The organism is Methylosinus sp. sav-2 (assembly GCF_004366495.1).
Taxonomy (GTDB): domain Bacteria; phylum Pseudomonadota; class Alphaproteobacteria; order Rhizobiales; family Beijerinckiaceae; genus Methylosinus.
Genome location: NZ_SOEJ01000017.1, coordinates 67174 through 77296, shown reverse-complemented (window position 1 = coordinate 77296; position 10123 = coordinate 67174). Strand labels below are relative to the sequence as shown.

The window sequence follows — 10123 nt, the reverse complement described above, 5'->3', positions numbered from 1 at the left end:
TCTGCTCTTCTGTGAACCGTTTCTTCTTCATCGTGTCCGTCCTGCAATCGGCCGGACTCTAATCGATGCTGGTGGGATTTTTCAGGGGCACGTCACAACCCTTGCCTTGCGCGCGCTTGATGATCGAGACCGCCCATTTGCCATATTCGCCGCAAGACATCTCTTCGTTGCCGAACGCTGGAAGCTGTTCCGCCGACGCTGGCGTCACTGCCATAAAATACGCGCCGATCATCGCGCTGCGCCACGTGATCATCTTCCATCCTCAGCTTCGTGACCCGACCGACATTTTCAGTCCCGCCTCATAGATTCGCGTCCGCGCGCCAGCAGGGTCAATCAAACCAGACTTGGAAATTGTTGTTCTCCGGCCCGCCGTCCGGGTCCGGCATGAACACCTCGCGGAAGCAATTGCCGCGCGCGTCGGTCGCGACCCAAGGATGCGTCGCGAAGGTCTTCTGGTCCACGTTTTTGTCGGGTCCGAGCGTATGGTATTTCTTCCACTGCCCATCGAAGCCGATCCAGTATATCTCGACCGGATGCTTCGAGCCGTTGAAAAAAGTCACCGTCACGGGACGAGCGCTGTTCTGCGACCGGTATTTGCCGGCCGGCGGGCAGTCCCGGCCGGTCCCGGGCGTCGACGATGCAGCGGCCGCCGCCTGCTTCTGGCCTTTGCTACGCGCGCATGCGCTCGCCTTCTCGATCGCAGCGCCGGCGCCGGACAGCTTCCAGCTTTGCAGACCGCGATCGAGATTGATCGAGAAGGACGGATTGCTCCGAAAGGCGTTCAATTGGTCGCCGTCGATCGCCAGAAACGCCCAGCCCTCTTCCGATACCTTGAAGTCGGCCTGCTCGGCGGCGTCGCCAAAGCCGTAATAGCCGGCGATTTTCTTCTTGCTTTCATAATAGGGAACGCCGACGCGCCAAGTGTCGCCATTGGTGGCGAGCCGAAGCTGCACTTTCCCATTGTCGACATCGGCGGAGCAATAGGCGAACTTGCCACCGTTCGAGACAGCGGTGACAGACCAGCGGCCCAGTTGCTCGAAGGCCGTCTCGTCTGCCCAAGCCGATAGGGGAGAACCGAGAGCTGCGAGAACGATTCCTGCGCTGAGGGACTGGCGAATGGTCACGTCTTTTTGCTCCTGTTTGTACGCTGATCGCGTTCGGATCGCGGTCGAAACTCAGTTCGAGCCGATGCAGGCGTAGAGCTTTTCGAGCGCCGTATTCGCGCCGACCAGAGGAAAGGCTTGGTTGCGCCTTTTGTCTTCGTCCAGATAGGCGAAAGTGATCTTTGTGAGCGTCCGCAGCTTGTCTTGGAGGCCGGTCTCGCCGCCGCTCTGCGACGCGCTCAGCCATTCCATGTCATCCGGCGATTTGACGATCCTGGCATCGACCGTCTGCGCGCCCGCCCTGTCGTCGTCGAACCAATAGGTCACTTTGACGGGCTTCGTGATCAGCCCGGTTCCAACGCCCATGAAGCCATAGGTGAGCGCTCGGCTGGCCTTGTCGACAGAGACTCGCAAGCCGATCTCCGAGCCGGTCAATTTCACGGCGTCGCAACCGACGACGGTCTTGCCGGCCTTGTCTTTCGTGAAGTGAAGCAAGGCCCAGTCATGGGACAGCTTTTCCCAGCTTCGGAACAGACCCGGCGCGATTTCCTCTATATCCGCGGCGGTCGCGACGACCTCGGCCGCCGGCGCTCCGGCGCGCGGGGCGGAATTGGCTTCGGGAGCGCAAAGGCTCGTCGCCAGCGCAGCGAGGATGACGGGCAAATGGCGGCCGTTTCTCAAGACTGCTTGCTCCAAATTCACTGGGGAGCCCTGGTTGCGCCGAATGCCGACGCCAGAATGAAACGTTCCGCCACATCCCTCGAGCGAACCATTTCCATCAAGCTTTCCCGATGCTTGAACTATACCGTTCGACATGTATCAAAGTTTCCGCCCAAGACGCAAGCGCCGGCAGGCGGACGAGAAGGAGCGGCCCCTATGTCATCGATCAGGCCGATTGTGATCGTCATGATCGTGAGCAGAGCACGTTTGCAACCTGCAAGCCCCACCCGTCCTATCGGATATTGGCGGACCAAGGCTTGGGGCCTTTCGCCCAGTCGCAGCTGTACTGCCCGGTGACGTTGGAGCCCTTTATCGTTCCGCCATATTGGCAGCCCTTGCCGACGCCGGAGCCGAATGTGTCGCGGCGAACGATCGACACAGCATCACCGGTGATGCTCATCGTCAAATCCGCGCGGACCTCGCGATCCCCCTTCGTCCAGACTGCTTTGTATTTTTCGGTTTTCCCGACACGGGTCCAGGTTCCCTGCCATCCGGCTTCAGTCTCGTTCCAGACCGTGCCGAGAGCGGCCGGCGACTGATCCGGATCGTTAGGCATCGCCAATGCGCCCTCTATGCTGGCGAAAACCCCGAGAGCGAACGATAACGCGACATATTTTTTCATCTTCACCCTCTTTGAACTCGATCTGGCGGGCGATCCCCGCTCGAATCTTCCCAAATTTGCCGCCTTTGACAAAGCGACTTCACCTATCGAGAGCGGACGCCGCCACACTGCCGCAGATGACGCCTGCAAGCTCCGTTCTCGCTGTTGGCTGCTGCTCAGCAACCTTCCTCCCACCGCAGCGGCAACGCGCCCGCGCCTCCGGGGCCGCTCCATTCGAGGCTTCCGTCGCCGCCCTGGCCGCCGCCGTCGTTCTTGTATTTCGGATCGCGTTTGCCCTTGATCAGACGCAAAACCGCGCCACCCGAATTCCCTGTCCAATAGGCGCCGGGGCTCGCGGCGGACGCCTCGATGGTGGTCAGCTTGCCGTCGATCTTGAAGGCCGCCCTCTTCTTGGGATGTTCGATGTCGACGAGAACGAGCATGTCTTCGCCGCGCGACAGGGTGAAGCTGCACCCGCCAAAATCCAGCTTCGACAGGTCATCGTTGGAGACTGGCTTGAAGCTCGAGGCCGAAAGGCCGTTGGCCGCGGCTTGCGTCTGCGCGCTCGCCGGCGCCGTCGCGTTGGCCGCGGGCTGCGCTGCGCCTTTCACGACTTGCCAGCTCAGCGTCTGGTCGAGCGCTTTCGCGCAGGTCTTGCTGACGAAGGGCTGTCCTGACGCGATCTGGCTTTCCTCGGGACGCCCTTTCAGGCCGAGGCAAAGCGCTTCGCCGGCCACGGCGCCGACGGATCGCTCGTCTGCGTTGTAAACGAGAAGGCTGGCGGTGGCGCACTCACCGACAAAAGCGGGCTCTCCGGCACGATCTTTGGAGGCGACGCAGAAATCGGGAGCTTGTGCGAGTTGAACGATATTGTCGGAGCCGAGGACGAAATGGGCATTCGGCCCGCTGCACTCGTCTCCCTTGCCGATCACCAGATGCGCGCCCTTCTTGGGACTTTCCGCGATCATGCACGCCGTCCCGCTGCGCATCCCCGACAGCGTCAGCAGGCCGGCCTTTTGCTCCGCCGCCTCGAGAGAGGGAGTCGCGATGCGAGGCGCCGTCGCCTGCGTCGCCACTGGGGGGACGACCTCGGCGGTCGGGCGCGTCGGCGCTTGGCCAGGCTGCCACGCACAGAGAATCGTGCGCTTATTGGACCAGCAAGCGCCTTGCTGGCGAACTTCACCGAGCGGCGCTTGCGCATGCGTCGATGAAGGCTGCTCATTCCAACTGGCGTCCGCGACGCCGGGCGCGTTGACCGTGACGTAAACGAAAATGCCGCTCTTAGCTCTGAGAATGAAAGAGCCGTCCTTGCCCAGCGCTTCGAAGTCGCAATCGCCGTTCGTAAAGCTCTTGCCGTCGACCGTCAGCTTGCATTGCACCGGCCGCGCCGCCGCCGAGTGCAGCATGATCGGGCTCGCCGCGAGCGCCAGCCCGACCAAGGCGCAGCGATACATGCGTTCAGCACTCCTGAGAGCGCCCGAATTCAACACGTTCATTATCAATTCCTGCGTTGGCTGGATCACGATCCCGACGGCGGTCAACCTCCGTTGGCGACGATGCATTCCTTCAGGCGAATGAAGGCCTTGGCCGCCTGACTGCCGAGCGGCGCCTTGTCGGTGTCCTCGCTGCCGCCGAGGTAAAGGTCATAGCCGCCGCGCTGCATGATGGTCTCGATGAAATTGCGGTCGACCAACATCCACATGCGCTTGCCGTCGGCTTCCACCGTGCCTGGGTATTGCTGACCATTGGACGGCTCGCGGAAGGGGACGATGAAGGATTCGGCCCAGCGGCCTTTGCGGTCTTCAGCGCGAACGCTCACATAGTCCTTGCGATCTGTCTTCAGCGCGATGATGTCGTCGCGCCCGCCGACCCTGCGCGTAGCGCGGCAATTGGTGACGCCCTTCCCCTCTTTCGTCGCGGTGAAATTCCAGTTGTCGAAACCCGGGCCAAATCCTTTGACCTGCGCCGGCGCAGGGCTGGCGCAGACGAGCGTAGCGGCGACGACCAGCAGCGGGAGTTTCATGTTCATCGTTTCCTTATCTTCCGATTTGGGCGGAACGGGCTCGTGTCGGCCGCCGGGGGAAATGCTCGCCGACATCCGCCAGGACGCCAGTCGTTCTGGAGCTCAAGCTCGCTGATTTTGCCGCCCTCGACAAGGGCCGGGTCAATTCCAACGGGGATTTCAACGGGATTCGAGACAGGGGCATTCCAAAAGAACGGCGGTCGAGCACGCGCCGCCCTCGCCAATGCTCTGTCGACGCGTCCTTGCCGAGCGACGGCGCGACCTCCCCTGTCGGGCCGCGAAGTGGGATCTATGACCCGTTGCAGCCGCGTCCCGTCCATCGGGGCGACGTCCGGTTACGCCATCAGCAGACATCCGATGAAAGCGCGTGCGATCAGGCCGTTGCCGAATTCGATGAGCTGGAGCTCTCGATCGAGCGACAAGGCGGCGCGGCGCTACCGTTCGTTTGGGCCCTCGAGGCCAATCCATTTGCTCCTGGCTTCCTCGAGGTCCTGCGTCGGGTCGTAGATGGTCGCATCGAGATTCAGCCGCTCGGCGTAGAGACGGCCGATCGCGCCGAGGACAGCATAGCTGGCGACGACGCGGTCCCGCTGCGCCGTGACCAGATCGACGCGCGCGTTGAGCAGCGTCTGCTGCGCGTTGAGCACGTCGAGCGTCGTTCGCTGGCCGAATCGGGCCTCGTCGCGCACGCCCTTCAGAGCCGCTTCGGCCGCCTTCACGGCGACGCGGCCGGAGCCAATGGACGCCTTCGCGTTCCGAAGCTGGCCGAAACTCGTGACCACGCCGGCGCGAACGGAATCGCGCTGAAGATCAGCATTGAAGCGCGCCTGGCGCAATTGGGCCTTCGCCTGGCGGATCGACGCATATTCGACGCCACCCTGATAGATCGGGATGTTGAGCGCGCCGCTCGCCTGCGCGGTGAACTGCCGCGCGCCGGGAATGCCGAAGAACGAATCATATTGCTGATTGACTTGAAGGTTCGCGGAAAGCGTCGGCAGCAGGGCGCCCTCGTCGACCTTCACCGCATAATCCGCGGCGTCGACCTGCCTCATCGCGGCGACGATGCCGGGATGCTCGACGAGCGCGATCGCAGTGGCCTCCTCCACTGTCTTGGGCAGGAGCGCCTCGATCGGCGGCGCAGGATCGAGGCGACCGGGCTCGACGCCGATGATCTGACGAAAGCTCGCGGCGCTCGCGTCGAGCGCGGCTTGTGACGCATAGAATTCCGTTCGTGCATGCGCGACCGCGGCCAGCGCCTGCGCGACATCGGTCAGCGTCGTATCGCCGAGCTCGGCGCGGTCGCGCGTCACGCGCAATTGCTCCTCCAGAACGGCGATGTTGCTTTTTCGCAGCGACACGATGGCGGTGTCGCGCAAGACATTCATATAGGCGGTCGCGCCGTTCAGAAGTGTCGCCTGTTCTGTGAGGCATGTGGTTTCCCGAGCCGCGAAGACATTCGCCTCGGCCTGCCGGATCGAATTATCGGTCCGCCAGCCATCGAACAATGTCTGCGTCAGCCCGAATGAAGCGGCGCGCGGTTCTCCGATGACATGCTCCGTGCTGTAGACCCTCTCATTGCTGCTATTGCGGCCGGCGGGCTGACGAAGGCGATTGAACTGTGGACCGCCATTGACCGACGCGTTCAGCTTCGGCCGCATGCCGCCCGCCGCTTTCGCGACGTCCTCATTGCGGGCGCTCACATTGGCCCGCTGCTGGTTCAGGTCGGGATTGCCGAGATAGGCCCGAGCGAGTGAAGATTTCATGGTCTCCGCGCGAGCGATGCGCGAAGCCGAAGGACAAAGGGAGAAGATGGAAACGGCCGCGACAGTCGCCAGATGGAAAGCGCGCGACGCGCCGACGCGTAGGATCGCCCAAAATTTATAAGGCATGACGCGGAACTCTCACAGGTCGTAGATACAATAAAGATCGAACGACGCCATGCGCTTCTACATGTGGCGTCGAGTATCGATCATCTCTCTCTCATGGCGCGCGACGCGGTCTCCACCAGCGGGGAGAACAAATATTCGAGAATTCGACGCTTGCCTGTCTTGATCTCGACCGAGACCGCCATTCCCGGCGAAAGAGGAACGGCCTGCCCATCGACGTTCATGATCCGGCTGTCGGGCGCCACAGTCACCGGAAACACGAGGTTCTGCGTGCGTTGCGCGCCGCCGAAATAGCTCGCCTTCGTCGTCTTGGCCGGATTGCCCTCGATGGCCTGCGCATCGGGCTCCGGGATCGCGTCGCGCGCCACTCGCATGACATGTCCGTCGAGAGAGCCGTAGCGCGTGAAGGGGAAGGACTCGATCTTGATGACGGCAGCCTGGCCGGTCTGGATGAAGCCTATGTCCTTATTCTGCGCGTAGCATTCGATCTCGAGGCCGGCGTCGTCCGGAATGATGCGCATGAGTTCTTCGCCGGGCGTGACCACTTGATTCCTCGAGGTGACGGATAGGCCCATGACCACGCCGGCGATCGGGCTCGAGAGCGTCATATGACCCGCCCGAGCATGGGCCTTCGATGCTTTCTGCTCGAGATCGTCGATTTGTCGACCGGCCTCGGAGAGCTTCTGCGCATTGTCGGCGAGGAAGTTACCGAACGCCTTGTCGCGCTCCTTCGTCAGCACGTCGACATTGGCGCGCGCCTCCGCGAGTTGTCCCTTTTGCGTCGCGAGCGCGGTCTGCTGGCTCTGCAACGCTTCCTGCGCGTCGATCAGGCTCGCCATCGCTATGGCCTTGCGCGCAACGAGGGCCGTCCGCATGGAGACCCGCTTCGTCAATGTATCGATCAGCCTCTCCTGAGCGGCGATCGTATTCTCGAGGCGCTTTTCCTCTGCGCGCTTCTCGACGATCTGTGCGTCGAAACTCAGAACGGCTGCACTCAATTGTGACAGGTCTCCGTCGAGCACCCGTTGCTCACGTGCTCTTATCTCCTCGGAAATGTCCTCCGGCCAGACGATCGTCGGTGGGCGAGCGATATCTCGCCCTTCCGCGGCGGCGATCGCCGCCTTCCGGCGCAGCCATTCGGCGCGGAACGCCGCATGAGCCGCTCGCGACGACGTCTCGTCAGCGAAGGCTTCGGTCGGGTCGAGCTCGATCAGCACATCGCCCGCCGCGACATGCTGGCCGTTCTCGATCTGGACGGCGACCACCTTGCCGATCTCCAGCGGCTGGACCGTCTTGACCCGGCCCGAGGGCTGAATCTTTCCCTGCGCTGTGGCTAGAATGTCGATCTGACCGAAATAGCTCCAGCCAATGGCGAAGATCGCGAGCAGGCAGATGCTCCAGAGGAGACCGATCTGGATCGGCGAAGGCGGCGTCTCCAATATGGCGAGCGCCGCGGGCAGGAACTCCTGGTCGGAGCGCGTCATTTGGCGCCGGACGAATTCGGTCTCCTTGTCCGCGAAACGCTTCAAAAAAGACATCACGCCTCCGCGAGATCGTTTTGCAGCGCCCAAAGGTGGGCATAGAGCCCATTCTTGCGCAGCAGCTCGTCATGCGCGCCGATCTCGACGATGCGGCCTTCCTCGATGCCGACGATGCGGTGGCAAGGCCGCACTGCCTGTAGACGATGAGCGATGATGATGACCGTTCGGCCTTTGACGATTTCGAGCATGTTCTTCTGAATGATCCGTTCGCTCTCGTAGTCGAGCGCGCTGGTCGCCTCGTCGAAGATCAGCATCGGCGGATTCATGGCGAGCGCGCGGGCGATCGCCAGACGTTGACGCTGGCCGCCCGAGAGATTGGCGCCGCGCTCTTCGATGATCGTGTCATAGCCTCGCGGCAGCCGGCTCACGAAATCATCGGCGCCGGCGAGCCGCGCCGCCGCCATCACCCGAGCGCGCGGCATGGAGCCGGACAGCGCGATATTGTCGTGGATCGAGCGGTTGAAGAGCAGATTTTCCTGGAGGACGACGCCGATCTGCGCACGCAGCCAAGCGGGACTGACCTGCGAGAGGTCGACCCCATCGACGAGCACCTGCCCTTCCTCGGGCAGGTAGAATCGTTGAATGAGCTTGGTCAGCGTCGACTTGCCGGAGCCAGACCGCCCGACGATCCCGATGACCTCGCCGGGCCGGATCGTTAGCGAGACATTCTTCAGAGCCTCTGGCGCACCGGGGCGATAGCGGAACGTCACATTGCGCAATTCGATGGCGCCCTTCGCCGGCGGAAGATTGCCATGCGCGATATTCAGCGGCTCGGTCGGCATGTTGAGAATGTCGCCGAGGCGATCGATCGAGATCTGCACCTGCTGGAAGTCCTGCCAGATTTGCGACAGGCGCAGGATGGGCTGCGCGACTTGGCCGGCGATCATGTTGAATGCGACGAGCTCGCCGACCGACAAATCGCCGTCGATCACCGCCTTGGCGCCGAACAGCAACAGCGCGGCGCTGGTCAGCTTGGTGACATATTGAATGGCGCTCTGCCCGCCCGCGCCGACCAAGCCCGCATCGAAGGAAGAGGAGACATAGGCTGCGAGCTTCTCCTCCCATTGCATCTGCATCGCCGGCTCCACGGCCGACGCCTTGATCGTCTGCACGCCGACAATCGCTTCGACCAGCATCTGCTGGCTTTCCGCGCCGCGGTTGAATTTCTCATTGATGAGCTCGCGCAGCACGGGACGGACAAGAAAGGCGATGAGCAGATAGAGTGGAATCGAGACGAGGACGATCAGCGTCAGCTTCCACGAATAGGCGAGGAGGACGATGATGAAGACGATGGTGAAGAAGATATCGAGCACAGAAAACAGTCCCTGTCCGGTGAGAAAGGAACGGATCGTTTCGAGCTCGCGCACGCGCGCGACCGTCTGCCCCGCCGAGCGCGTCTCGAAATAGCTCATCGGCAAGCGAAACAAATGATAGAACAGCCGCCGCCCGAGCTCGACATCTATGCGGTTGGTCGTATGCGACAGCGCGTAGGTGCGCAAATATTGAAGAACGACATCGAAAATGCCTATGACCGCGAGGCCGCCGACGAGCACGAACAACGTGTCGTAGCCCTTGTGGCTCAAGACCTTGTCGATCACCACCTGAAAGAACAAGGGCGTTACGAGCGCGAATATCTGCACGAAGAAGGATGCGAGGATCACATGCGCCAATGACCGGCGATATCGCCAGATCGAGGGGAGGAACCATTTGAAGCCGAAAGTCTGCGGATCGACGCCGGCGCCGCCGAGCTTACGGGCGATCAATATCGCTTCCGGCTGAATCTCTTCGACGAGCTGCTCGATCGTCAGCTCACGGTCGATGCGCGTGATCGGATCCACGATCCGAAAGAGGCCCGAAGGCATGCGGCCCCCGAATACCTGATAAGCGCCTTCGCGCAGTCGCAGGATCGAAGGCGCAGGAAGCACGGCAAGCCGTTCTCTGTCGAGCCGAGGAACGATACGCGCCTTGAGACCTATGAGCAGAGCGGCGCGCAGGAGGTCTTGCGAATTCGCCGGCGCGTCGCTCAAAGCGAGCTCACGTCGGATTTGCGCTGGATCCGCAGGGATACGATAGTAAGCGGCTATCCCACAAAGCGCAGGGAGGCCGGAGTCGATTGTCTCGCCGGTTGTGTCCGCTTCCATTCGGACGTTCATGATCGGACGCGGCCCGGCGGGTCGGCTCGAGAAGGTGACGCCCGGCGCTCGAGGCAGCTCGATGCTGTTTCCTCGGCGCTTTCGAGGAGCCGCCTG

General features: G+C 62.3%; 9 protein-coding genes. All 9 read right to left on the bottom strand.

The window, feature by feature from the left end:
• Positions 1 to 58 precede the first annotated feature (58 nt).
• Positions 59 to 253: a hypothetical protein gene (locus tag EDE12_RS19010; RefSeq protein WP_026599200.1), complete on the bottom strand. Its 195-nt coding sequence runs from the start codon at positions 251 to 253 to the stop codon at positions 59 to 61.
• A gap of 76 nt (positions 254 to 329) precedes the next feature.
• Positions 330 to 1124 (bottom strand): hypothetical protein, encoded by a 795-nt coding sequence (locus EDE12_RS19005; protein WP_026599199.1) that lies wholly within the window; start codon positions 1122 to 1124, stop codon positions 330 to 332.
• A 51-nt stretch (positions 1125 to 1175) separates the two neighbouring features.
• Complete coding sequence (locus EDE12_RS19000; protein ID WP_134188233.1) at positions 1176 to 1784, bottom strand: hypothetical protein; 609 nt, start codon at positions 1782 to 1784, stop codon at positions 1176 to 1178.
• Between the two features lie 271 nt (positions 1785 to 2055).
• On the bottom strand, positions 2056 to 2445 hold the full coding sequence (locus tag EDE12_RS18995) for a hypothetical protein (RefSeq protein WP_051592538.1): 390 nt from the start codon (positions 2443 to 2445) through the stop codon (positions 2056 to 2058).
• Positions 2446 to 2600: 155 nt separating this feature from the next.
• Positions 2601 to 3965 (bottom strand): hypothetical protein, encoded by a 1365-nt coding sequence (locus EDE12_RS18990; protein ID WP_134188232.1) that lies wholly within the window; start codon positions 3963 to 3965, stop codon positions 2601 to 2603.
• Positions 3962 to 4453, bottom strand: a complete 492-nt coding sequence (locus EDE12_RS18985) for a hypothetical protein (RefSeq protein ID WP_134188231.1) — start codon at positions 4451 to 4453, stop codon at positions 3962 to 3964. The genes EDE12_RS18990 and EDE12_RS18985 overlap by 4 nt, the downstream gene beginning before the upstream one ends.
• A 428-nt stretch (positions 4454 to 4881) precedes the next feature.
• Positions 4882 to 6210 (bottom strand): TolC family outer membrane protein, encoded by a 1329-nt coding sequence (locus EDE12_RS18980; RefSeq protein WP_245275798.1) that lies wholly within the window; start codon positions 6208 to 6210, stop codon positions 4882 to 4884.
• Between the two features lie 206 nt (positions 6211 to 6416).
• Positions 6417 to 7871, bottom strand: coding sequence for an HlyD family type I secretion periplasmic adaptor subunit (locus EDE12_RS18975; RefSeq protein ID WP_026599195.1), 1455 nt, complete (start codon positions 7869 to 7871; stop codon positions 6417 to 6419).
• Positions 7871 to 10015, bottom strand: coding sequence for a type I secretion system permease/ATPase (locus tag EDE12_RS18970; RefSeq protein ID WP_026599194.1), 2145 nt, complete (start codon positions 10013 to 10015; stop codon positions 7871 to 7873). Before EDE12_RS18970 ends, EDE12_RS18975 begins: the two co-directional genes overlap by 1 nt.
• Between the last annotated feature and the right edge of the window lie 108 nt (positions 10016 to 10123).

Bases quoted from the DNA above. Each gene is read 5' to 3' on its own strand.
- EDE12_RS18970 (WP_026599194.1), bottom strand. From the start codon at position 10,015: ATGGAAGCGGACACAACCGGCGAGACAATCGACTCCGGCCTCCCTGCG.
- EDE12_RS18980 (WP_245275798.1), bottom strand. From the start codon at position 6,210: ATGAAATCTTCACTCGCTCGGGCCTATCTCGGCAATCCCGACCTGAAC.
- EDE12_RS18995 (WP_051592538.1), bottom strand. From the start codon at position 2,445: ATGAAAAAATATGTCGCGTTATCGTTCGCTCTCGGGGTTTTCGCCAGC.
- EDE12_RS19010 (WP_026599200.1), bottom strand. From the start codon at position 253: ATGATCACGTGGCGCAGCGCGATGATCGGCGCGTATTTTATGGCAGTG.
- EDE12_RS18985 (WP_134188231.1), bottom strand. From the start codon at position 4,453: ATGAACATGAAACTCCCGCTGCTGGTCGTCGCCGCTACGCTCGTCTGC.
- EDE12_RS18975 (WP_026599195.1), bottom strand. From the start codon at position 7,871: ATGTCTTTTTTGAAGCGTTTCGCGGACAAGGAGACCGAATTCGTCCGG.